This is a genomic window from Deinococcus peraridilitoris DSM 19664, from assembly GCF_000317835.1.
Taxonomy (GTDB): domain Bacteria; phylum Deinococcota; class Deinococci; order Deinococcales; family Deinococcaceae; genus Deinococcus_A; species Deinococcus_A peraridilitoris.
In genome coordinates, this window is the sequence record NC_019793.1 from 1,356,650 (window position 1) to 1,377,463 (window position 20,814).

At 65.7% G+C, this 20,814-nt stretch carries 24 protein-coding genes; 13 read left to right on the plus strand and 11 right to left on the minus strand.

Annotated elements, in window-relative coordinates; genetic code table 11:
* Window positions 1–54: 54 nt before the first annotated feature.
* The 5 genes from DEIPE_RS06500 to DEIPE_RS06520 form a co-directional block, all read right to left on the minus strand.
* Window positions 55–393: a hypothetical protein gene (locus DEIPE_RS06500; RefSeq protein ID WP_015235187.1), complete on the minus strand. Its 339-nt coding sequence runs from the start codon at window positions 391–393 to the stop codon at window positions 55–57.
* Between the two features lie 87 nt (window positions 394–480).
* Window positions 481–801, minus strand: coding sequence for a hypothetical protein (locus DEIPE_RS06505; protein WP_015235188.1), 321 nt, complete (start codon window positions 799–801; stop codon window positions 481–483).
* A 203-nt stretch (window positions 802–1,004) separates the two neighbouring features.
* Window positions 1,005–1,220 (minus strand): hypothetical protein, encoded by a 216-nt coding sequence (locus DEIPE_RS06510; RefSeq protein WP_015235189.1) that lies wholly within the window; start codon window positions 1,218–1,220, stop codon window positions 1,005–1,007.
* Window positions 1,217–1,399: a hypothetical protein gene (locus tag DEIPE_RS06515; protein ID WP_015235190.1), complete on the minus strand. Its 183-nt coding sequence runs from the start codon at window positions 1,397–1,399 to the stop codon at window positions 1,217–1,219. Before DEIPE_RS06515 ends, DEIPE_RS06510 begins: the two co-directional genes overlap by 4 nt.
* A 97-nt stretch (window positions 1,400–1,496) precedes the next feature.
* The gene (locus DEIPE_RS06520; protein WP_015235191.1) at window positions 1,497–2,699 is read right to left on the minus strand and encodes an MFS transporter; all 1,203 of its coding nucleotides are present in this window, start codon (window positions 2,697–2,699) and stop codon (window positions 1,497–1,499) included.
* Window positions 2,700–2,809: 110 nt separating this feature from the next.
* On the opposite strand from DEIPE_RS06520, the gene DEIPE_RS06525 reads away from it, so the two are divergent.
* The 8 genes from DEIPE_RS06525 to DEIPE_RS06560 all read left to right on the plus strand — a co-directional run bounded on the left by DEIPE_RS06525 (window position 2,810) and on the right by DEIPE_RS06560 (window position 10,938).
* Window positions 2,810–4,042 carry an aspartate aminotransferase type Ic gene (locus DEIPE_RS06525; RefSeq protein WP_015235192.1) on the plus strand — a complete coding sequence of 411 codons (1,233 nt, stop codon included), beginning with the start codon at window positions 2,810–2,812 and terminating at the stop codon, window positions 4,040–4,042.
* Window positions 4,043–4,156: 114 nt separating this feature from the next.
* Window positions 4,157–5,086: a diacylglycerol/lipid kinase family protein gene (locus DEIPE_RS06530; protein WP_041230731.1), complete on the plus strand. Its 930-nt coding sequence runs from the start codon at window positions 4,157–4,159 to the stop codon at window positions 5,084–5,086.
* Between the two features lie 249 nt (window positions 5,087–5,335).
* The gene (locus tag DEIPE_RS06535) at window positions 5,336–5,983 is read left to right on the plus strand and encodes a hypothetical protein (RefSeq protein ID WP_157448786.1); all 648 of its coding nucleotides are present in this window, start codon (window positions 5,336–5,338) and stop codon (window positions 5,981–5,983) included.
* A gap of 110 nt (window positions 5,984–6,093) precedes the next feature.
* A complete protein-coding gene (locus tag DEIPE_RS06540; protein WP_015235195.1) occupies window positions 6,094–6,876 on the plus strand; it encodes an SDR family oxidoreductase in 783 nt (260 codons plus the stop codon).
* 148 nt (window positions 6,877–7,024) lie between these two features.
* Window positions 7,025–7,459 carry a response regulator gene (locus DEIPE_RS06545; RefSeq protein ID WP_015235196.1) on the plus strand — a complete coding sequence of 145 codons (435 nt, stop codon included), beginning with the start codon at window positions 7,025–7,027 and terminating at the stop codon, window positions 7,457–7,459.
* Window position 7,460: 1 nt separating this feature from the next.
* The gene (locus tag DEIPE_RS06550) at window positions 7,461–7,919 is read left to right on the plus strand and encodes a response regulator (protein ID WP_015235197.1); all 459 of its coding nucleotides are present in this window, start codon (window positions 7,461–7,463) and stop codon (window positions 7,917–7,919) included.
* Window positions 7,920–7,933: 14 nt separating this feature from the next.
* Window positions 7,934–9,769 (plus strand): sensor histidine kinase, encoded by a 1,836-nt coding sequence (locus DEIPE_RS22055; protein WP_015235198.1) that lies wholly within the window; start codon window positions 7,934–7,936, stop codon window positions 9,767–9,769.
* A 179-nt stretch (window positions 9,770–9,948) separates the two neighbouring features.
* Window positions 9,949–10,938, plus strand: coding sequence for a LacI family DNA-binding transcriptional regulator (locus DEIPE_RS06560; RefSeq protein ID WP_015235199.1), 990 nt, complete (start codon window positions 9,949–9,951; stop codon window positions 10,936–10,938).
* Here DEIPE_RS06560 and DEIPE_RS06565 read toward each other — a convergent pair.
* Window positions 10,935–11,183: a hypothetical protein gene (locus tag DEIPE_RS06565; RefSeq protein ID WP_015235200.1), complete on the minus strand. Its 249-nt coding sequence runs from the start codon at window positions 11,181–11,183 to the stop codon at window positions 10,935–10,937. The two genes, DEIPE_RS06560 and DEIPE_RS06565, sit on opposite strands and share 4 nt — an antisense overlap.
* A gap of 32 nt (window positions 11,184–11,215) precedes the next feature.
* Between DEIPE_RS06565 and melA the strand changes: the two genes are divergently transcribed.
* Window positions 11,216–12,544 (plus strand): alpha-glucosidase/alpha-galactosidase, encoded by a 1,329-nt coding sequence (gene melA / locus DEIPE_RS06570; protein WP_015235201.1) that lies wholly within the window; start codon window positions 11,216–11,218, stop codon window positions 12,542–12,544.
* Between the two features lie 104 nt (window positions 12,545–12,648).
* Here the strand turns inward: melA and DEIPE_RS06575 are convergent, their stop codons facing one another.
* Window positions 12,649–13,638, minus strand: coding sequence for an aldose epimerase family protein (locus DEIPE_RS06575; RefSeq protein ID WP_245557598.1), 990 nt, complete (start codon window positions 13,636–13,638; stop codon window positions 12,649–12,651).
* Window positions 13,639–14,009: 371 nt separating this feature from the next.
* Between DEIPE_RS06575 and DEIPE_RS06580 the strand changes: the two genes are divergently transcribed.
* The 3 genes from DEIPE_RS06580 (at window position 14,010) to DEIPE_RS06590 (ending at window position 16,625) form a co-directional block, all read left to right on the plus strand.
* A complete protein-coding gene (locus DEIPE_RS06580; RefSeq protein WP_015235203.1) occupies window positions 14,010–15,140 on the plus strand; it encodes a M42 family metallopeptidase in 1,131 nt (376 codons plus the stop codon).
* Between the two features lie 228 nt (window positions 15,141–15,368).
* A complete protein-coding gene (locus DEIPE_RS06585; protein WP_015235204.1) occupies window positions 15,369–15,878 on the plus strand; it encodes a hypothetical protein in 510 nt (169 codons plus the stop codon).
* A 12-nt stretch (window positions 15,879–15,890) separates the two neighbouring features.
* On the plus strand, window positions 15,891–16,625 hold the full coding sequence (locus tag DEIPE_RS06590) for a 3-keto-5-aminohexanoate cleavage protein (protein ID WP_015235205.1): 735 nt from the start codon (window positions 15,891–15,893) through the stop codon (window positions 16,623–16,625).
* A gap of 37 nt (window positions 16,626–16,662) precedes the next feature.
* Here the strand turns inward: DEIPE_RS06590 and DEIPE_RS06595 are convergent, their stop codons facing one another.
* The 4 genes from DEIPE_RS06595 to DEIPE_RS06610 form a co-directional block, all read right to left on the minus strand.
* Window positions 16,663–17,379 (minus strand): RNase H family protein, encoded by a 717-nt coding sequence (locus tag DEIPE_RS06595; protein WP_015235206.1) that lies wholly within the window; start codon window positions 17,377–17,379, stop codon window positions 16,663–16,665.
* A 105-nt stretch (window positions 17,380–17,484) separates the two neighbouring features.
* Window positions 17,485–18,015 (minus strand): hypothetical protein, encoded by a 531-nt coding sequence (locus DEIPE_RS06600; protein ID WP_015235207.1) that lies wholly within the window; start codon window positions 18,013–18,015, stop codon window positions 17,485–17,487.
* Between the two features lie 61 nt (window positions 18,016–18,076).
* The gene (locus tag DEIPE_RS06605) at window positions 18,077–18,946 is read right to left on the minus strand and encodes an SRPBCC family protein (RefSeq protein ID WP_015235208.1); all 870 of its coding nucleotides are present in this window, start codon (window positions 18,944–18,946) and stop codon (window positions 18,077–18,079) included.
* 103 nt (window positions 18,947–19,049) lie between these two features.
* Entirely contained in the window at window positions 19,050–19,982 is a 933-nt protein-coding gene (locus tag DEIPE_RS06610; protein ID WP_015235209.1) for an SDR family oxidoreductase, read from the minus strand.
* 196 nt (window positions 19,983–20,178) lie between these two features.
* Here DEIPE_RS06610 and DEIPE_RS22060 point away from each other — a divergent pair, with 196 nt between their 5' ends.
* Entirely contained in the window at window positions 20,179–20,811 is a 633-nt protein-coding gene (locus DEIPE_RS22060) for an acetoacetate decarboxylase family protein (RefSeq protein WP_015235210.1), read from the plus strand.
* Window positions 20,812–20,814: the final 3 nt, after the last annotated feature.

Below are 20,814 nucleotides of genomic sequence, written 5' to 3' on the forward strand. Positions count from 1 at the left end.
CACCTTTCCCAACACCTCCCCCGGGAGTTCGAACTCCCGGGGGATTTCCGGCCGCTACTCCAGACTTTCGCTGGCCTCGCTCAGGGCGTCCGAGAGCAGCTGAACCTTGCCGGCCGTCTCGTCATCGGCTTCGTCGGCGACGCTCTGGGTCAGCCGGGCCAGCTCCGAGAGCAGTTCGGCCACCGTGCTGCCTTCGGGTTCTTCCAGTTCCAGTTGTGACTGCAGCTGCACGAGCAGGCTGCCGATGTCCTCGGCTCCTTCGAAATCCGCCTTGACGAGAATGGACTGCCAGGTTTCCAGCATGTCGATGGCGCTCGGCGCGTCCAGGGCGGTGACGTCGCTTTGCAGGGCGGCGATGGTGTCGTCGAGTTGCTTTTCAGCACGGTGTGGCATGTCGCTCTCCTGATCCGGGTCCTGGTCTGTCTGCCCGGCCTGCCGAAGTTCATTCGCTGCCGGCAGCGCGTTTCATCTTAGCCTCGTTCAGATGGCCTGGGTAGCGGCCAGGTGCAGCACGTCACCCAGGCGCTGCAGATCTTCCCGGTACTGCGCCGGAGCGTGGTTCACGGTCGCGTGCGTCCACTGGCCAAGGCGCGCGAGCAGCTCGCCGATGTCGTGCACGTCACCACGCGACAGGCGCAGGGCGAGTTCGGACAGGTCCTGGCGCAACTCGGCCGCGTGCGGGAAACCGGCGTTCTCGAGCCGCGCGCGCCATCCTTCCACGTCCCGCAGGGCGTCTTGCAGGTTGTTGTTCACCAGTCCGCCTTCCAGCGCGATGATGGTATCTCCGAGGTCGCTGTCCACTGTCTTCCTCCCTGCGGCCGGGCTGAGCCGACCGGTCCCGCTTTGATTCGCACCGTACGAACGCACCGGAGCCCTCAAACTGATCTGGGTCACAGTGTGGATGAAGCGTCAAGCGCCGCTGAGTCCTGCCTGCCGCGCCCTGCAGGGCAGGCGCAACACAACTGGCCGGTCGAGCGATCTCGACCGGCCAGATTCAGGCAACGTCAAGGCTGCTCGCCCGACTCCTCGAATTTTTCCGGATCGTTGGTGCCGTAGTGCGCGACGCTGGTGCCGTCCACTGCCGCGTCCAGCCGGTCGGTCGCTTCCGCGCGGGCCGGCGGATGGTAGATCGGATGGTCCCGATCAACTGGCAGGTCTGCGAGTTCGGGCGTGGGAGTCTGCTCGTCGGGCTGTTCATCCCGTCTGGGGTCGTCGGTCATGAACCCGCCGCCGCACCCTCGCTGCGACCGCCCTCGGCGGGCTGGTCCTTGTCGGCCGGGTCGATGTGCGGTGACTGTCCCCGCTCGTTCGGCGAGATGTTGCGGTCGTTGCCGCCGTCGGCAGGTGAGGTGTCGGCGGGATCGTGCTGCTCCGCTGGGCGCTCGTCAGGATGGGTCATGCTTTTCAGCCTTCCGCGAGGCCGCGTGGGGATGCACAGCAGGACCTAAATGGACGTTCATGCAAGCGGCAGGGACACGAGGCACGCCAGTCGGGGTTCACTTGATGGACGACAACGAACGCGCGGCTTCCGGTGCGGCCTCGGACGAGGCGCTGTCCTGCCGGGAAGCGCGCCCACGCCAGGGCAGCCAGTAGTACACCTGCACCAGCGCGAACACCAGCGCGCCCAGCCAGAAGGGTCCGGTGGCGCCGTAACGCAGCCACATCATGCCGCCCAGGGCAGGGCCGACCGCGTACCCCAGCGCCTCGACGGCCATGATGGTACCCCAGGCGGCCGTGCGGTGCTCTTTGGGCAGCGTGCGGGCCACCAGACCGTTCCAGCCGGTCAGAAACAGCGAGTAAGCCAGACCCGCGATGGGCGCCACCACCCACAGTTTGCCGCTCACGCCCGGCGAGCCCAGCAGCGCGAAGGTGAGCGCGAGCAAGGCGAGACCGGGCAGCAGGGCCCAGCGTGGGTGACGCCGGTCGGCCAGCCGGGACGTGAAGGGCAGCAGGGCCAGCCCGACGCTCACCGCCAGCAGACCGGGCAACAGCAGGGCGGTGACGTCGAGCCCCAGTTCACGCAGGTACGGAAAGAAGATCGGCACCAGCAGACCGGGCGCCAGCGTCTGCGCAAAAGCCGCCGGAATGAGCACGGCCACGCGCTTCCAGCGGTAGGCGCGCACCGATTCACGTGGGCGCGGCAGTTTCAGCTTCACGACGCTGAGGGCCAGCAGCAGCGCCGCGATCTGCGCGCCCAGCAGCAACGGATAGCCCACCCCCGAAGCGCGCTGCATCAGCAGGCCCACCCCCAGAAAGCCCAGGCCGATGGCGGGCGCGGTGGCCACCGACGCGAAGCTGAGCGCGCGGCTCTGCTTGCCGGGCTTGGCGTAGTGACTGATGGCCGCCATCACGCTGGGCCACAGGCTGGTGAGCGTAAGTCCCCAGGCCAGCGACACCAGCAGGCTGAGCGCCAGAGAAGGTACGTTGGGCAGCACCAGCAGGGCGAGCGTCCCGAGCGCGGCGCCCGCCACTGCCAGCCGCCCCATGCCCCGACGGTCGGCCAGCGCCCCAGCCGGACCTTTGGCGACGCCGTCGGCCAGGTAGTGCACGCTGAGAATCAGGCCGACAGCAGCGACGCTCAGACCGACCTCGCCGCCCTTGAGGGGCAGGTAGACCACGAAAAAACCGGTACGCACAAATTCGCTCAGCGCGAGCAGCGCGAGCAAACGCAAAATAAGTGAACCCTGACGCCAAGGCACGCTCTCCGGATTGTATCAGGGCAGGGGTGGGGGTCCGTGCATTATCGTTGGCAGCGGCCTTGTCTGACCGCGCGTTTCACAACGGCCGCCGCGAAGGGTAGTGTGCAGGGGTGAGCAGCGCGAAAGAACAGTACGAAGCCTTCAAGGCCAAGGGCCTGAAGCTGAACATGCAACGCGGCCAGCCCAGCGACGCGGACTTCGACCTGTCCAACGGCCTCCTGAGCGTTCTGACCGAGCGGGACTACATGGCCGGCACGCTGGATCTGCGCAATTACCCGGGCGGCGTGACCGGCATTCCCGAAGCGCGCGCGCTCTTCGGCGCCCTGCTGGGCGTGAGGAGTGAACAGGTCATTGTCTGGAACAACGCCAGCCTGGAGCTGCAAGGCCACGTGCTGACCTGGGCGCTGCTGCGGGGCGTGCGGGGCAGTTCGGGTCCCTGGATCACCGGGCGGCCCAAGATCATCGTGACGCTGCCCGGCTACGACCGGCACTTCCTGCTGCTTCAGACGCTGGGCTTCGAGGTGCTGGGCGTAAACATGCAAGAAGACGGTCCCGACGTGGACGCCATCGAGAAGCTCGCCCAGGACCCCAGCGTGAAGGGCATGCTGTTCGTGCCGACTTACTCCAATCCGGGCGGCGAAAGCATTTCGCCGGAGAAAGCCGCGCGCCTGGCACGCCTGCAGAGTGCCGCGCCGGACTTCACCATCTTTGCCGACGACGCCTACCGGGTGCACCACCTGCACGAGCACGACCGGGACGAAGCGGTCAACTTCGTAGCGCTGTGCGAGGAAGCCGGAAATCCGGACCGCGCTTTCGTGTTCGCTTCGACCAGCAAGATCACCTTCGCGGGCGCGGGCCTGGGCTTTCTGGCGAGCAGCACCGCCAACGTGCAGGCCCTGGGCAGCTGGCTGAACGCGCTGAGCATTGGGCCCAACAAGCTCGAGCAGTACCGTCACGTGAAGTTTCTGGAAGCGTACCCGGGCGGACTGAAAGGCCTGATGCGCGAGCACGCCCGATTGATCGCCCCGAAGTTCGCGGCAGTGGATGAGGTCTTGCAGCGCGAACTGGGCAGCCTCGGCCTGGCTTCATGGAAATTGCCGAAGGGCGGGTACTTCATCAGTCTGAACACCGCGCTGCCGGTGGCCGATCGCGTGGTGAAGCTCGCCGAGGCGGCGGGCGTGAGCCTGACCCCGGCCGGCGCGACGTATCCGGGTGGGCGTGACCCCAACAATGCCAACATTCGTCTGGCCCCCACCCGCCCGCCGCTGAACGAAGTGCGCGAGGCCATGACCGTGGTGGCCACCTGCATCCGGGTGGCCAGCGAAGAACATCAGGCGCGCTGAACAGCGTTTTCGCCAGGACAGCACCTAGCAGAACACCCGTTTTCCCAAGCTCAAGGCTCGCTCAAGGAGCAGCGAGCCTTGCTCCGTAACGCTGGCGGTGGCATAACCTCAGGAATGACGACTTCCGAACGCTCTCGCCGCGTGTTGTTGCTGGAAAATCCCAAGTCCGGGCAGGGCAACTCCAAAGTCGAGGAATTCAAGGCCCTGCTCCGCGATCATCAGTACGAGGTCGTCGAGCGGCTGCTCGACGACCCGGAGCGCAATCCCGAGCACGTGCGTGACGCCCGCGAGTTCGGCGCGCTGATCGCTGCGGGCGGTGACGGAACGGTCAGCTCCATCGCTTACGAAGCGCGCGGTATGGACGTGCCCATTCTGGCCTTTCCGGCGGGAACGGCCAACCTGATTGCGCAGAACCTCAATTTACCCACCGACCCGGCAGCCCTGGTTGAGATTCTCGAAAACAGGCACACGATCCGTACCGACCTGGCCGAACTGCGCGCCGGAGACGTCAAGTGGGGCTTTACCCTGATTGCGGGCGCGGGCGCCGACGCCAAGATGATTCAGGAAAGCGAGGAGCTCAAACCCAAGCTGGGTGTCGCGGCTTACCTGGTCAGCGCCCTCAAGGAGATCGCGCCCACCCAGGTCAATTTCCGCCTCAACCTCGACGGTCGCATCATCGAGACCCAGGGCATGTCGGTGATGTTCGCCAATTTCGGCATGGCCAACTTCCGGCTGCCGGTCGCGTCAGGAGTCGATCCTTCCGACGGGCGCCTCACCGTCATCGTGATGAAAGGGCGCACGGCCCTCAGCCTGCTGCCCAACCTGATCGACAGCATTCGCAGCCGCCTCAACCTGGGTGATCCGATGTTCGAGGGCAACCTCGAAACCTACGAGTGCACGGAGGCCACGCTGGAAGCCGACCAGCAGCTTCCGCTGCAGTACGACGGCGAGGTGATCGACGCCGCCTTGCCGGCCCAGGTGCGGGTTCTGCCGGGCGTCGTGGACTTCCTGACGCCTGGCACGCCGGATGACCTCAAGACCTGACCGGGGTGGGGCGTTCGTAAGGTGCTTTCTGGCCCGCGTAAAGGATTCTTCACCACTTCCTCGCACGGCTCCTTGTAGGCCGACCCACACTTGTAAGGAGCCGGGCAGGTGAACGCTCCGTGACCCTCACGTCCTCTGACGGGAGGACATCCGGAAGGCCCGCCCAACGGTAACGAGGTGACCAACGTGGACGAACAGCAACGCACGGTAAACAATTCCCCGCAACAGGAACAGGATTCTTCTCCTGCCATGCCTTCCCAAGTGGATCAGGTGACCAACAGCGTCATCAAGGACCTCTACGGGAAGGAAACCCGGCGCGCCCGGCGGCAGCTGGTGACCCGCCGCACCGGCCGGATGACGCTGGCCGGACTGGGCACGGTGCTGCTGGGGCAACTCCTGATTCCCGAGCGCCGCGCCGCCGTGCAGGAGGGCGTCATGGACCTACTCGTGCGTGTGACGCCGCAGGTGAACGTAGAAGAACGCCTGCAGCAGCAGCGCGCTCACCTGGGTGACCTGTCCGAGCAGGTGCGTGTGTTGGAGCGCCGCGCGGACCGTGGCGGCTTTCCGCTGGGTCTGCTGCTGATGGGCGCCGCCGGGTATTACCTGTGGCGCACACCGCAGGCACGCGAGCAGGTCATGCAGTACGGACAACGCCTCAGCCCGACGGCCATGGAGACCCTCAGCCGTGGAGGCAGCGCCCTGCAGGAAGCCGTGCAAGAAGGCGTCAAGAGCGTGAAGAACGGCGAAACGCCCCTGGCGGCGCTGCAGACGGCAGCGCAGCGCATCCGGCAGGGAGACACGGGGCAGGACCACTCGGAGGGCGCCCAGAACGGTGCGCCCACTCTCCCGGCGCCTGAGACGGCGAACGAAGACGGGCCGTCACAGCAGACCCGCTGAGCAGCACCGCCAGGACGGGCGCGTGTCTCACGCGCCCGTCGTGTATCACAGGTTCTTCGTTCCCCGGCATTTGCCAATCAGGCAATTCCGGCTTTCTCCGCGAGGTTCACATGAATATGCTCACCGACAAGGTCGCGTTTATTACGGGCGCTGCGAGCGGCATCGGGCTGGCCAGCGCCAAACGCCTGGCGCAGGAAGGCGCGCGCGTCATCCTGGCCGACATGCAAGACGAAGAAGGCCAGCGCGCTCAGCAGGAAATCACTCAGGCGGGTGGCGAGGCATTGTTCGTGCATTGTGACGTGTCCTCGCCCGACTCGGTGCGTCAGGCTGTCGAGGCGGGCGTTCAGGCCTTCGGGCGCCTGGACATCGTCTTCGCCAACGCGGGCGTCAACGGCGTCTGGGCACCCATCGACGAACTGCAGCCCGACGAGTGGAACACCACCCTCGCCATCAACCTGACCGGCACTTACCTGACCGTGCACTTCACGGTCCCGCACCTTCGGCGCGCCGGTGGGGGCAGCATTATCATCACCAGCAGCGTCAACGGCAACCGTACCTTCTCGACGCCGGGCGCGAGTGCGTACAGCACCACCAAGGCCGGACAGGTCGCCTTCATGAAAATGATCGCGCTGGAGCTGGGCCGTGACAACATCCGCTGCAACGCCATCTGCCCGGGCCTCATTCACACCAACATCGGACAGCGCACCCAGCAGCGCCACACCGAGGACATCGGCATCGAAGTCGAACTGCCCCAGGGCAGTCCCGCCCTGCACGAGGGCGAGGGCGATCCAGCCGACGTGGCCGACACCTGCTTGTTTCTGGCCTGCGACCTCAGCCGGCATGTCTCGGGCGTGGAACTGTACGTCGACGGCGGAGCGTCCCTGCTGCGCTGACAGGCGGGCCATGCAAAAGTGAGGGGCGAGGGGCCGCTGGACGCCAAAGTGCGCTCAATGTCCCTTCTGGCCCGCTTCATTTTCACCTCGGCAACGGGCGCTAGGGTGTGGCTACAGTCCCTCGGCCGGCCCCGGCAGAAAGGAAATCATGTCGCCCTACGTGCTGCTGATCGAAGATGACGAAAACGCCATCGAACTCACCCGTCGTGCTTTCGTGCAGCAGGGCCGCTTCGAGGTCGTGGCGTTTCAGCGGGGGCGCGAGGCCCTCGATTTCCTGCGCTGCCGGGGGCCTTATCAGGAACGCGCGCCTCAGGACCCGGCCCTTATCATTCTCGACCTGGGCCTGCCTGACCTGCCCGGTCTGGAGATTCTGGCAGAGCTCAAGTCCGACGAGGCCCTTCGTGTGGTGCCCGTGGTGGTCCTGACCGTCAGCGATCAGCCGGGCGATCAGGCAGCGGCAGCCGAGCGCGGCGCGAACTTTTTTGTGCGCAAGCCCCTCCGGCACGAGGAATTCGAAACAACCGTGGAATTGATTGGCACCTTCTGGTCGCGCGTGGCCAGCACGCCCGGGCGGCCCGCGTGACATGACCACGCCCCTCGTGCTGCTCGTCGATGACAACGAGGCAGACCTGATGCTCGCGCTGGCCGCCATCGAGCTGTCGAGCCTGAAAGCCGATGTCTGCATTGCCCGCGACGGCGAGGAAGCCCTGGAGTTTCTGCGCCGCAGCGGACGGCACGCCAATCGCCCGGACAATGATCCCAGCGTGGTGCTGCTCGACCTGAACATGCCGCGCATGAACGGTCTGGAGGTGCTGAGCATCATTCGCGCCGACGCCTCGCTGCGCCGCATTCCGGTGGTGATGCTCACCACCTCGGCCGAGCAGCAGGACATCGACGCCAGCTACGAACGGGGAAGCAACGCTTACGTCGTCAAGCCGGTCAGTTTCGACGGAACCGTCGAGGCCATGCGGACGCTGGCCGCGTTCTGGACCATGCTCAACAACACGGTCACACCCAAAAACGGCGCGGGGCGCTCCTCCTGAGGAACGACGAGTCCATGCGCCATCTGCTGTCCCAAAAAAGCCTGCGTGCGCAGTTGCTGGTCTTGCTGCTGCTGGTGCTGCTCGGGGTCCTCTCGCTGCTGGTGGTTGAAGGCCTGCGCAACCGAAATCTCGCCCTGGAGCAGGCCAGGCGCGAAACCCGGCTGCTGACCCGGCTGTCCCTGCGCGACCTCGAAACCGACCTCTTCGGCCTGGAGCAGGCGTTGAACGTACTGGCAATCCTGCCCGAAGTCCAGACGCCGACGCTTCCCACCTGCAGCGAGCAGCTGCGCGCCCTCGCCCGCCGTTTTCAGGCCGGGTACACTTTCGGGGTCGCCACCCGTGAGGGCCGGGTGGTCTGCGCGTCGCAACCCTTGGGCGAAGTTCAGCGCGTGACCGCACGTCCCTGGTTTCGTCAGGCCCGCGCCCGGGGGCAGTTCAGCGTAGGAAACTACGAGGTCAGCGTGGTGTCATCACGCCCTGCCCTTACCCTGGCCCTGCCCGTACCGGCACGTCAGTTTGCGCAGCAACACGTCGCGGCGCCTGCGGTGGTGTTCGCCTCGCTCGACCTGTCGCTGCTGAACCGACTTTCGCAGGTCCCGCAGCTGCCTCCCGGCACGGCCCTCACGCTTTTCGACCGCAGCGGCACCATACTGGCGCGCTTTCCCGAGCCGCAAGCCTACGTGGGGCGGCGCTACCCGGAAGCCGAAGTAACCCGTGGAGTGTTGATGGGGCGCACGGACACCGCCGAACTGCGCGGACTTGACGGCACCCTGCGCCTGTATTCGTTCACTCCCCTGATCCGGCAGGGCGAATCCCTGCTGTACGCCACGGCCGGTATCGACACCCGGGTGGTGTATCAGGGCGCCAACGCCAGCCTGCGGCTGTACCTGCTGGCAGGACTGCTGCTCAGCCTCACGGTGTTCACCCTCACGCTGCGCTGGGGATCACGTCGGATTCTGCAGCCACTCGACACGCTGCGCCGCGCCTCACGGCAGCTGGCGCGAGGTGACCTGCACACCCGCGCCCAGTTGACGCGTGCTCCGCTGGAGTTTCAGGGACTGGCGGGCAGCTTCAACCTGATGGCCGCTTCGCTGGAATCGCGCATCAAGGAAGTCGAGCAGCTGACCCGCGATCTGGAGCTGCGCGTGCAGGAACGCACCGCGCAGCTTCAGTCCGCCAACGAGACGCTGGAGTCCTTCGCATACACGGTGGCACACGATCTGCGCACGCCACTGCGGACCATTCACGGCTTCACCTCTGCCGTATCCCGCGTGCCCGAGCTGCAGGCGTCCTCGCGCGCCGATTTGCAGCGGGTGCTGGCGGCCGTGGAGCGCATGGACGACCTGATCCGGGACCTGCTGGCCTACAGCCAGCTGACGCGCGCCGAAGTGGAACTGCACGCCCTGGAGCTGAGTCCCGTGGTTTGCGAGGTGCTGCGCGAACTGCACGGTGAGATCACACGCACGAACGCCCTGGTGGAGGTCGCACCCAACCTGCCGCCGGTGGTGGGAAACACCACGCTGCTGCGTCAGGTGCTGCTCAACCTGATCGGCAACGCCCTCAAGTTCTCCATTCCCGGTCAGGTACCCCGGGTTTCGGTCACGGCAACTCACCACGACTCAATGGTGCGCATCAGCGTGCAGGACCAAGGCATCGGCGTCGAGGCAGGCCACCACGAGCGCATCTTCGGGGTGTTTACCCGCCTGCACCTGCCCAGTGAGTATCCGGGCACTGGCATTGGCCTCGCCATCGTCAGCCAGAGCGTCAAGCGCATGAACGGCCAGGTGGGGGTCAAATCGGAACCCGGCCAGGGAAGCTGCTTCTGGATCATCCTGCCCAGCGTCAAGTGACTGCTTCTCGGCGCTCAGCGTTCTTGACGGACACGGCGGCGGTGGGATAGCGTTCATTTGATCGATCAAATAAGTCGAACAGTTCCGGCAGACAAGAACCGAGCCTGGTAGACCTGACTTGATCGATCAATTCCCGAAAGGCACCAGAGCTGAAAGGAGACGACATCGCGCAGGCCACCATGAAAGAAGTCGCTGCCCGGGCGGGCGTGTCCTACCAGACCGTCTCGAATGTCCTCAACGACCACCCGCTCGTGCGCCCGGCAACCCGGGAACGGGTCTTGCAGGCGATCCGGGAACTCGACTACCAGCCCAACTTTGCCGCCAAGGCGCTGCGTGCCGCGCGGTCCATGACCCTCACCTGCGCCTTTTTCGAGCATCCGACCGAAGAATTGGGTGATCCGTACCGCAGCCTGATTCAGGCGGCGGTCGCCCACGAAGCCGACAAGCGCGGGTACAGCACCCTCATCAGCTTCGTGTTCCGCGAGCAGCCCACCACCCACCAGCAGCTGCGCCGGCTGTTTCAGCAAAAACGCAGTGATGGCGCCATCATCGTCGGACCATCCATCGATCCTGAATTCGCCGCCGGCACCCGACACTGGCGCATGCCGACCGTGCTGCTCGATTACAGCGGGCCGGAAACCGCTTTTTCCACGGTAACAGCCGACTACGCGGGCGGCGTGCACCAGCTGGTCGATCACCTGGTCGCGCAAGGCAGACGCCGACTGGCCCTGATCATCGCGCCTGACCAGGGCACCACGGCCGCCGAGCGCCACCGGGGCTTTCACGAAGCGCTCGCGCGCCACAAACTGCCGGGCCGCGTTCACCCGGGCGAGTGGTCCTTCGCGGCGGGCGAGCGGGCCTTTCAGCAGCTGTGGGCACACAAACCACGTCCGGACGCGATCCTGGCCGGCAACGACCGCATGGCCGCCGGCTGCCTGGCCGCCGCGCGCACCCTGGGCGTACGGGTGCCCAAAGAAGTCGCCATCACCGGCTTTGACGACTTCGAGTTCGCCCGGTACACGGCCCCGACCCTCACGACCATTCACGTGCCTTACGCCGAGATGGCCGCACACGCGGTCCGCACGTTGACCGAACTGATCGACCAGCCCGAGCGGCAGCCCGTCACCCACTGCCTGCCGGTCACGCTGGCAGGTCGGCAGTCCGCCTAAACGCCAATGGGAACGCCAATGCGTACACCGCCCGCCATGAGCACCACCCGCCTCGGGCTCTTCAGCCGGTATCCCGCGCTGCACGGCCCGTCGTGGAACGTGAGCGGCTCCTCTTGCGCAGCGGTGTTCAACTTCGAGACCATCCAAAACGGCACGCTTTCAGGCTCCTGGCGCACTCTCGTCACGGGCGTCACCTTGAAACTCCAGCGATGTGTCAGCGTGAAGAACGCGGTGCCCAGGTCCACTCCTCTCCTCCGCCCTCAGAAAGGTCTTGCCCATGCGTCAACCCAAAATTGCCTTCATCGGTGCGGGCAGCACGGTCTTCGCCCAAAACCTGCTCGGTGACATCCTCTCTTACCCCGAGCTGCGCGGTGCCGACATCCGCCTGCTGGACATCGACCCGGTGCGTCTGGCGACCACCGACACGGTCGCGCGGCGCGTGGCGCGTGAACTTGGCGCCACGCCCGGCATCAGCGTCACCACCGACCGGGAGCGCGCATTGGACGGTGCCGACTACGTCATCAACATGATTCAGGTCGGCGGCTACAAACCCGCCACGGTCACCGACTTCGAGGTGCCAAAAAAGTACGGTCTGCGTCAGACCATTGCCGACACCCTCGGCATCGGCGGCATCATGCGGGCGCTGCGCACCGTGCCCGTGCTGCTCGACATGAGCCGCGACATGGAGCGGCTGTGTCCGGACACCCTGCACCTGAATTACGTCAATCCGATGGCGATGAACATCTGGGCGCTCTACCGCCAGTCGCCCATCAAGACCGTCGGCCTGTGCCACAGCGTGCAGCACACCGCCGGGGAACTCGCCAGCGACCTGGGCATTCCGGTCGCGGAAATCGACTACCTCTGCGCCGGGATCAACCACATGGCGTTTTACCTGAAGTTCGAGCATCAGGGTGAGGATCTGTATCCGAAGCTGCTGCAGATCGCTGAGGAAGGCCGCGCGCCCAAATGGAACCGCGTGCGTTACGAAATGCTGCGACGCCTGGGGTACTTCGTGACCGAGTCCAGCGAGCACTTCAGCGAGTACGTGCCGTACTTCATCAAGGAGCGCCGCCCGGAGCTGATCGAGCAGTTCGGCATTCCCCTCGACGAGTACCCACGCCGCTGTGAATCGCAGATTGCCAGCTGGGAAACCCTGCGCGCCCGTCTGGAAGACGACACGGAGAAGGTGGAGGTCAAGCGCAGCGTCGAATACGGCTCCCTGATCATCCACTCGATGGAAACCGGCCTTCCACGCGTGGTGTACGGCAACGTCCGCAACGACGCCCTGATCGACAACCTGCCGGAAGGCTGCTGCGTGGAGGTGCCCTGCCTGGTCGACCGCAACGGTTTGCAGCCCACCCGCGTCGGCGGCCTGCCACCCCAACTGGCGGCCCTGATGCAGACCAACATCAACGTGCAGGCGCTGACTGTCGAGGCCCTGGTGACCGGCAAGCGCGAACACGTGTATCACGCTGCCATGCTTGATCCGCACACCAGCTCCGAACTCACCCTCGACCAGATCTGGGCTTTGGTGGACGACCTGCTGGAAGCCCACGGCGAGTGGATACCCGAACAGTTTCACCGGCGCAAACCCGTCGGCGTCTAAGTCAAAAGAGAACAAAAGAGAACAAAAGAGAAGAAGTGGGCCGCGGCCCACTTCTTCCTTGGATGCACTGCATCACGCTGACATCCTTACACCCTTGTTGTGCCTCAGCCTGCTCCGCGGGTCTTGAAGGCGTACACCGTGCGAGACGTGAAACGCTGCCCTGGCTCCAGAATGACACTGGGAAAGTGCGGCTGATTGGGGGAGTCCGGAAAGTGCTGGGGTTCCAGACAGATGGCCGAACGGTAGCCGTAACGCCGTCCACCTTTGCCGCTGATCTGCCCATCAAGAAAGTTGCCAGAGTACACCTGCAGACCCGGCTCGGTCGTCAGCACCTGCAATTCCCGCCCGGTCGTAGCGTGATACAAGGTGGCGGCAGGTTTCAACTCTGGCCCTCCCCGCAGGACAAAATTGTGGTCGTAGCCTCCGGCGAAGCGCAGCTGCTCGTTCTCCCGGTCGATGGCTTCCCCGATCGGGTGGGGCTCGCGGAAGTCAAACGGCGTTCCCTCGACCGGCTGAATGCTGCCCGTCGGAATAAGAGAAGCGTCCACCGGGGTGATGCCGTCAGCGAATACGGTCAACTGGTGTCCGAGGATATCCTCGCGAACGTCACCGCTCAGGTTCCAGTACGAGTGATGGGTGAGGTTGACCGGTGTGGGCGCGTCGGTGGTGGCCTCGTAATCGATGCGCAGCGCCTGGTCCTGGGTCAGCGTATAAGTCACCTGGACCGCCAGGTTACCCGGATAACCTTCCTCGCCGTCCGGGCTGAGACGCGAGAACTCGGCGCAGGGGCCGTCCGGTCCGAGGTAGGTCCGCACGTCCCAAACCTGCTGGTCAAAACCCTGTTCACCACCGTGCAGGGCGTTGGGACCGTTGTTCCGGGCGAGAGAGTAGTTGTGGCCCAGCAAGCTGAACTGACCTCCCGCGATGCGGTTGGCGCAGCGGCCCACGGTGGCGCCGAAAAAAGGAGACTGTGCATGGTCAAAATACGGCTCGGGCCGGTCGTGACCCAGCACCACGTCCTCCAGGGTGCCTTTCCGGTCCGGGGCCAGCAGCCTCACGAGAAGCGCACCGTAATTGGTAAGCTCCGCACGCATGCCTCCAAGAAGCTGCAGCGTACACAGGAAAAGGGCTTGTCCACCCTGCGCCGTACCCCAGGGTTGCTGTATCGCTGTCGCGCCGGTGTTTGGTTGCAGTTCACTCATGACAGGTCGACCTCGTGTCTTTCCGCCGGATTTCTGACCTCGAACGTGTCGGCGTGGCGGGAACAAACCCACTTTACGCGCACGCTCCCTGCACTTTGATGCACGAAAGCACCGGAAGGGACTTCTGATGTTGTTCACGCACGCCTTTCGTGCCGCCCGTTCGGCCCTCGGGCGGCCGTCCCGCGCCATCTTCTGCCCCACGCCCGAACGGCCTGCCGTGACCAGCCGCGCTCTATAACGGGACAGCCTTTTATAGTAACGGCATGCCCGCTTCAGAACCCGCTCCGCTTCGTCCACAAGACGAGCCCCCGCTGCTCGCGTACCTGCGTCACCTGGTGAACCTCACGGGTCCCAGCGGCAGTGAAGAAGACGTGGTCCGCGCCGTCGCGCAGCTCGCGCGGCCCCTGGCCGACACGGTCGAAGTCGACGCCCCCGGGAACGTCATCGTGACCCGCCGCGCCGCGCAGGACGGCGCGCGTCGTCTGATCATCGCAACGCACATGGACGAGGTGGGTTTCCGGGTGCGTCAGGTCACCCGTGAGGGATTCTTGCGTCTCGAGAAAGTCGGGGGCACCGACGACCGCATCCTGCCCGCCCAGCGCGTGTGGATCCGCACGGACAGCGCGCGCCTGCTGGGCGTGATCGGCACCAAGAGCGCGCACCTGCTCACGGACCCGGACCGGGCCAAGGTCGTGCCGTACCCCGAACTGTACGTGGACATCGGCGCGCGGGATGCCGAGGCGGCGAGTGCCATGGGCGTGCGTCCGGGTGACCCGGTGGGGTTCGTGGGTGAGCTGACCGAACTGGGCGCGGGAAGTGGCCGCTTCACCGGGCACGCCCTGGACGACCGGGCCGGCTGCGCGGTGCTGCTCTCGCTGCTGGAGCGCTACCGGGACAACGCGCCGCCCGTCACCATCATCGCCGCCTTTACCGTGCAAGAAGAAGTCGGTTTACGCGGCGCCCAGGGCGTCGCTCGCCGCATCGAGGCCGACGTGGCCCTGGCGCTCGACATGACCGCCGCCGACGACACACCCGACACGGGCGGCGGCCATTTGACGCTCGGTGCGGGCGCCGCCCTGAAAGTCATGGATTTCTCCACGCTCGCGCATCCGGCGGTGCGCCGCGGTCTTCAGCAGGCAGCCGACCAGGCAGGATTGAACGTGCAGCACGAACTGATGCGCGGCATCGGCACCGACGCCGGGGCGCTGCAGTTCGGCGGTCAAGGCATCCCGACAGGCGCCGTTTCGGTGGCCAACCGGTACACGCACAGCCCGGTCGAGGTGCTCGACGTGCAGGACCTGCAGGGCGCGCTGGACCTGCTCGACGCGTTCGCCGCACGACTTCCCGACCTCGACCTGCGTTTTGTGGACCTCCCCGAAGCAGTGGGAGGCTGAGCTCGGCAGGATTCTTTTACGGCCGATCAAGCTGGGCTGTTGATTTCACTCAGGATTTTGTAGTCGTTCAATGCGACCCGGATTCAGGCAGCCCGTGCGTTGCCTGCGCTGGTCATGCCTGGACACAACCGAACGGTGCGCCCGTGACGGCGAGAGGTGCAAGCGGTTTCATGCAATTTTGCGACAACGGGCACGGGGCTGCCCCATACTCGGTGGGGAGGTCAGGACATGACCGTACGCATCGAAGGACGCCTGGGAGGCGTGACAAACGGATACGACTTTCGCCTGCAGGGAAACGAAGCAGGACTGAGCGGCCGGATCGGCGGCTTGCTGCGCGGCAAGAGCGTGAAGCTGCAGCGCCGCACCTCGCAGACGAACGGTCGCGTGGGCGGCGTGGTGGTCGGCTTCAGCGTTTCGGGTGAGGTGAACGCGCAGGGCGTCGATGCCCGTCTGGGCGGCACGGTCAACGGTGACAGCGTACGTGTAGAGATCGGCGCTCAGCGTGCCCGTGGCCGCTTCAGCGGTCGCCTGAGCGGCAAGGACGTGGACCTCACCCTCGGGGCAGGGCAGCTCTCCGGGCGAATCGGCGGACGCCTCGACGGCAAAGACGTCCGTGCCCGCTTCGAAGGTCCGGTAGAGCTGGCCGTGCTGGCCGCTGTACTGGCATTCAAGGCCCTGGAGGACCAGAATCAGCGTGAGCAGCGCGCCGGACGCGCAGGCCGCGACCGACGCGGCTGACCGCACCGGGTGATGTACCTCATAGCGTGCCTCAACGGAAACCGCACCCGGCAGGAGCATCCACATCTTCCGTGCTCGCCCCGGGAACTCGCCCGCGCAGGCCTGGAGGCAGTCCAGGCCTGCGCACACGCCCTGCATGTGCATCCTCGCAATGCGCTTGGCAGGCCTTCCCTGGACGCTGTCGACATCGGCGCGGCCCTGGACGCCCTGCGGGCCGCCTGTCCCGGAACACCGCTGGGCGTCAGCACCACGCTCGGCATCGAACGCGACCCGGTACGGCGCCTGACGCTCGTGCGCGGCTGGACCGTCAGACCGGACTTCGCGTCTGTCAACTTCTGGGAGCCGGGCGCCGTAGAGCTCTCACGCACGCTGCTCACGATGGGCGTGGGCGTCGAGGCGGGCCTGTCCTCGGCACCGGACGCCCGGGCACTCCTACAGAGCGGGCTTTTTCAGGGCTGCCTGCGGGTGATGCTGGAACTCGAGGAGCAGACGGACCTGCCCGAAGCACTCCGGGTCACCCGTGAAATGCAAGACGTACTGGGTGAAGCCTGGCCGCAGGTGCCGCGTTTGCTGCATGGCGTCAACGCCACCGCCTGGCCGCTGCTGCACACCGCGCTCGCCTGGAATTTTCAGGCCCGCATCGGGTTCGAAGATACCTTGTTGCTGCCTGGCGGGCAGCTGGCTCCCAGCAACGCTGATCAGATTCGCGCGGCCTACGCACCGGGCGAACCACCCTGGACATCTTGACACCTTCCATACGCAGCGAGGAGACTTCTTTACACGTTTACACGAAGTCGAGGGTGACTTCACGCCGCTGGGCTTCCTCGCGCGCTTCGGTCACCACACCGCGCGCCGCGGGATGCACCAGCAGCGTCGGGTCAGTCCAGACGCCAGGCGCGAGTGCCGAATCGATCCGGACGTTCAGGTGCTCTCCGTCACGCGCCTGCTCTACCAGCGCTGCCAGGGCGAGCAGTGCGGGCGGTACGCCCTCGCGCGTGGGCAGTGACAGCAGCAGACGCTGTGTGGCCCCGCCGCGCCGGAAAGCCAGCGTCACCTCGGCGCCCCAAGCCAGCCTGTGTACCCGCACCCGCACCTGAGGGCGTCCGGGAGGCTCGGGAAGTACACCGAGACGCGCTCTGGTCGCCAGATCATGGGCTTCCTGCATGCGGCGCGCTTCGCGTGAATCGAGCGTCACGCGAAGCGTCACCCCACGCTCGTGCGCCAGCCGGCGGACCTGCGCACCGAGTTCATCCTGCTGGGGATGCAGCGTGCCGCGCCGGATCGCCTGCCTGACGCAGGTCGCGTCGGTATGAACGGTGAGCGGCTCACCGGCGGGCGCCAGACGCACCGCTTCGAGCACCGCAAACAGTTCGCACGCGCCGTTGTCGTTCACGGCGACCTGACCACTGTGGTGCGCGTCGGCCTGCCCGGGCACAAGCAGCACCACCCCCCAACCACCCATCTCGCCCTGCTGACTGCCGTCCGCGTATGCGTGGTTCACCTTCCCAGGGTGGCGTATCGGGCAGGCGTGCAAGGTGAATCAGGTGACGCAGCGGTGTTCTCCGCCTTGACCAAGCGCAGAGCGATTCACTACATCCTGCTCAGGTCACCGCGCGGGCGGAAAGAACGGCAGTCCGGCAGTCTGCAAGCTCGTAAACTGCACCCGCCAGCCGGTCTGGTCGTCGGGAATCAGTTCCGCCACGCCCGTGCGCTCGGTCAGTGTCGTGGGCGTCTCACGGTAACGCAACCGGTAACGCACCGTCGCGTTCGCCTGCGAGACCTGGGTCCCCAGCACCGTGAACTCGAAGTTCGGACGCAGCGGAGCGCCCAGTTGCCCGATGCCGGCCGCGTATCCCTGGGGCAGGCCCGCGATAAAACGCGCGGTCCAGGCCACGTCACCGCACCGCAGGCCCTCGAACACCTGCCGCACGGCGTTCTGCGCCAGCTCGCTCGGGCTGCTCGGAAAGCCCTGCAGAATGCCCAGACGGGTCAGACGGCGCACCGCGTCAGCGGCGTACGAACAGGGAGGCACGTCGAGCAGCTCGCGCGGCGCCGGATCTTGCGCATGCGAAACACCACCCAGCGACAAGGCAAACGGCGAGACGCACAACGTGAGCTTCAGCAGAAATCGTTTCATGGCGACGCGTTCAGCCTACCAGCATCATATGAGCCGCAAATCACGCGGCATCCTCCCGTGCTCAGGCCGTACCGCCCGCCTCACTGTCCCCTGCGCCCTGGTCCTTTTCTGGCCCGATTGAAGCGCCCAGCAAGCGGACGTTGTTCTGGTCCTCGGCGTTGGAGGGCAGGCGCGTCACCGACAAGGCCGCATCGCTGGGAACGTGCCCCTGCGTTTTTGCCCGGCCCGAAGATTGCCCTTCGGTGGTCGGTTCGAAACCCACTTCCATCAGGCGCTTGAGCCTCATCAGGTCATCGTGAATCTGCTGTCCGCTTTCCTGGCCGAACAGCCGCGCGATGCCTGCACCCAACGTGCCCCCGGGCGGAAAGTACTGCAGTTCCACGCGCACCTCGGTGCCGCGTCCCCCGGGCGCGGCACGAAATTCGACCCGGCCTTCGTTGGGAACCTGAGCGTCCTCGGTGGCCTTCCAGGCGATCAGGCGCCCGGGAACTTCCTCGGTGATCTGCGCATCCCACGAAACCGACGATCCCGCGGGCGCTTTGGCCACCCAGTGCGAGCTGCCGTCCTCGCGCTGATGCACGCTTTCCAGGTGGCTCATAAAGCGCGGCAGATTCTCCAGCGAGCGCCAGAAAGCGTAGAGTTCATCCACCGGCCGACCGATGGTGATGGCCTGCTGCACGTGAATACCGCCCGCTTCGTTCGTGCGGCGCAAGCGGATGGCGGCGTTGTAAGGACTTCTCCCCAAGGCTGCCCCCGCCGTCACGACCGCACCCAGCAGCCCCAGACCGGCCCCCAACGCGCTGCGCTGACGCACGCCCAGCACCAGCAGTCCCAGGCCGAGGGCTCCAAACACGCTGCGCTCGACACCACTCATGTTCTGCGGGCTGTCCGTGAATTGCTGTCCGGCCCGTTGTGCTTTTTGCTGTGTCATACCCACCTCCCAATGCACGCCGACCTTCGAAACCAGCGGAAAGAGGAAGCGGCCCGCGATACGTGCCACCTCCTCCTGTACGGCCCCAGTCCCGTGGGTCAGCTCAGCTGTTCACGACCTCGCCGCCGTTGGGGTGCAGCATCTGGCCGCTGATGTAACTGCTGTCGTCCGAGGCCAGGAACACGAAACAGGGCGCGACTTCGGCGGGCTGACCGGGGCGCTTCATGGGAACGCTCGCGCCGAATTCGGCCACTTTGTCCTCGGAGAAAGTGGCGGGAATCAGCGGCGTCCAGATGGGACCGGGCGCTACCCCGTTCACGCGAATGCCTTTTTCCACCAGGTTCATCGAAAGCGAGCGGGTAAAGGCGACGATGGCGCCCTTGGTGCTGGAATAATCCAGCAGCTGTGGGCTGCCCTTGTAATCCGTGACCGACGAGGTGTTGATGATGGTCGAGCCCGCCTGCAGGTGCGGCAGCGCAGCCTTGGCCATGTAGAAGTACCCGAAGATGTTGGTGCGGAACGTCTTCTCGAGCTGCTCGCTCGAAATGTCGGTCAGGGATTCTTGTGGATGCTGCTCGGCGGCGTTGTTCACCAGGCAGTCCAGGCGCCCCAGCTCGGAGACCGTACGCTCTACTGCCGACTGGCAGAACTGCTCATCTCCCACGTCCCCGGCAATTGCCAGACAGCGCCGACCCTCGGCTTCCACCAGACGTTTGGTTTCCTCGGCGTCCTGATTTTCGTTGAGGTACATGATGCAGACATCCGCACCCTCACGCGCAAAATGCACGGCCACGGCGCGACCGATGCCGCTGTCCCCGCCGGTGATCAGTGCGACCTTGCCCTCCAGCTTGCCGGCTGCCTTGTAACTGTCCTTGATGTAGATCGGGCGGGGGGTCATCTCGGTCTCGAGACCGGGCTGGCGGTCCTGATGTTGCGGCGGCAGCGTCTTCCCGTCGTTGGACTGCTGCTTTTGCATTTCCTGCTGCTGCTGGCTTTGCGGTTGCTGGCCTTCCTGCGGTCGTTTTTCCTGTGTCATGTTGCCTCCGGATCAAAACAGTCGCCACCATCACAACAACGCCCCGCCCAAGAGGACGTTGCATACCTCACAAGGTCAGCAAAGCCCCAACGGGTTGTGAGGAGCAGCCCAAGACGAGGCATCCCAACTTGAGGTCCGTGAAACTTGCATGGACCAAACGTCATCGACTTGCCGGCCCGAGGCGGCACGATAAGGCATGTCGACTGACCGGCGCTGGTCGTTTCACGGCCGTGGCCTGCTTGCCTTTTACCGTGCCCGCGCCGACCTCGTTGCGCCCGAACGCCGCTCACACTTCCGGGGCGGCCTGAGCGCCGTGATGCTGCTTGACTACCATGACTCCCCCGTCGGCGCCTACCGGGAACTGCTGTATGTCGGCGGCTTTTTCCGCGAAGCCGGTTTGCTGCGGCCCTCGGTTACCCGCATCCTGGTCGACAGCGACGCCAGCGTCGAGCTGGGCCGGCGCTTGTGGGGACTTCCCAAGGAACGGGCGGACTTTCATTGGGAGGAACACTTCGTGCGTGTCGAGCAACAAGGGCAGCTCGTCGCACAGTTCGCCTGGCATGCCCTGGCCTGGCCGGTGACGTTGCCCGTGACGACGTCGTTTATTCCAAGTGCGCTTCACACGCTCGCTCAGCCGTGGGCCTCCCAGGTCCTGCTGACCACCCCGCGCGCCCAGGGCCAAGTCCGCCGTGCCCGCCTCGACCACGTGCTCGTTCACCCCGAGCGCTTTCCGGATGTGGCGGGCGCTTCACCCCTGCTGTCCCTGAGCGTCACGGCCTTTCACCTGCAGTTTCCGACAGCACGCCGACGCAATCCTGCCCCCGCCTGAAGC

Bases quoted from the DNA above. Each gene is read 5' to 3' on its own strand.
- DEIPE_RS06500 (WP_015235187.1), bottom strand. From the start codon at position 393: ATGCCACACCGTGCTGAAAAGCAACTCGACGACACCATCGCCGCCCTG.
- DEIPE_RS06510 (WP_015235189.1), bottom strand. From the start codon at position 1,220: ATGACCGACGACCCCAGACGGGATGAACAGCCCGACGAGCAGACTCCC.
- DEIPE_RS06515 (WP_015235190.1), bottom strand. From the start codon at position 1,399: ATGACCCATCCTGACGAGCGCCCAGCGGAGCAGCACGATCCCGCCGAC.
- DEIPE_RS06530 (WP_041230731.1), top strand. From the start codon at position 4,157: ATGACGACTTCCGAACGCTCTCGCCGCGTGTTGTTGCTGGAAAATCCC.
- DEIPE_RS06535 (WP_157448786.1), top strand. From the start codon at position 5,336: ATGCCTTCCCAAGTGGATCAGGTGACCAACAGCGTCATCAAGGACCTC.
- DEIPE_RS06540 (WP_015235195.1), top strand. From the start codon at position 6,094: ATGAATATGCTCACCGACAAGGTCGCGTTTATTACGGGCGCTGCGAGC.
- DEIPE_RS06545 (WP_015235196.1), top strand. From the start codon at position 7,025: ATGTCGCCCTACGTGCTGCTGATCGAAGATGACGAAAACGCCATCGAA.
- DEIPE_RS06550 (WP_015235197.1), top strand. From the start codon at position 7,461: ATGACCACGCCCCTCGTGCTGCTCGTCGATGACAACGAGGCAGACCTG.
- DEIPE_RS22055 (WP_015235198.1), top strand. From the start codon at position 7,934: ATGCGCCATCTGCTGTCCCAAAAAAGCCTGCGTGCGCAGTTGCTGGTC.
- DEIPE_RS06560 (WP_015235199.1), top strand. From the start codon at position 9,949: ATGAAAGAAGTCGCTGCCCGGGCGGGCGTGTCCTACCAGACCGTCTCG.
- melA (WP_015235201.1), top strand. From the start codon at position 11,216: ATGCGTCAACCCAAAATTGCCTTCATCGGTGCGGGCAGCACGGTCTTC.
- DEIPE_RS06575 (WP_245557598.1), bottom strand. From the start codon at position 13,638: ATGCGTGCGGAGCTTACCAATTACGGTGCGCTTCTCGTGAGGCTGCTG.
- DEIPE_RS06580 (WP_015235203.1), top strand. From the start codon at position 14,010: ATGCCCGCTTCAGAACCCGCTCCGCTTCGTCCACAAGACGAGCCCCCG.
- DEIPE_RS06585 (WP_015235204.1), top strand. From the start codon at position 15,369: ATGACCGTACGCATCGAAGGACGCCTGGGAGGCGTGACAAACGGATAC.
- DEIPE_RS06590 (WP_015235205.1), top strand. From the start codon at position 15,891: ATGTACCTCATAGCGTGCCTCAACGGAAACCGCACCCGGCAGGAGCAT.
- DEIPE_RS06600 (WP_015235207.1), bottom strand. From the start codon at position 18,015: ATGAAACGATTTCTGCTGAAGCTCACGTTGTGCGTCTCGCCGTTTGCC.
- DEIPE_RS06605 (WP_015235208.1), bottom strand. From the start codon at position 18,946: ATGACACAGCAAAAAGCACAACGGGCCGGACAGCAATTCACGGACAGC.
- DEIPE_RS06610 (WP_015235209.1), bottom strand. From the start codon at position 19,982: ATGACACAGGAAAAACGACCGCAGGAAGGCCAGCAACCGCAAAGCCAG.
- DEIPE_RS22060 (WP_015235210.1), top strand. From the start codon at position 20,179: ATGTCGACTGACCGGCGCTGGTCGTTTCACGGCCGTGGCCTGCTTGCC.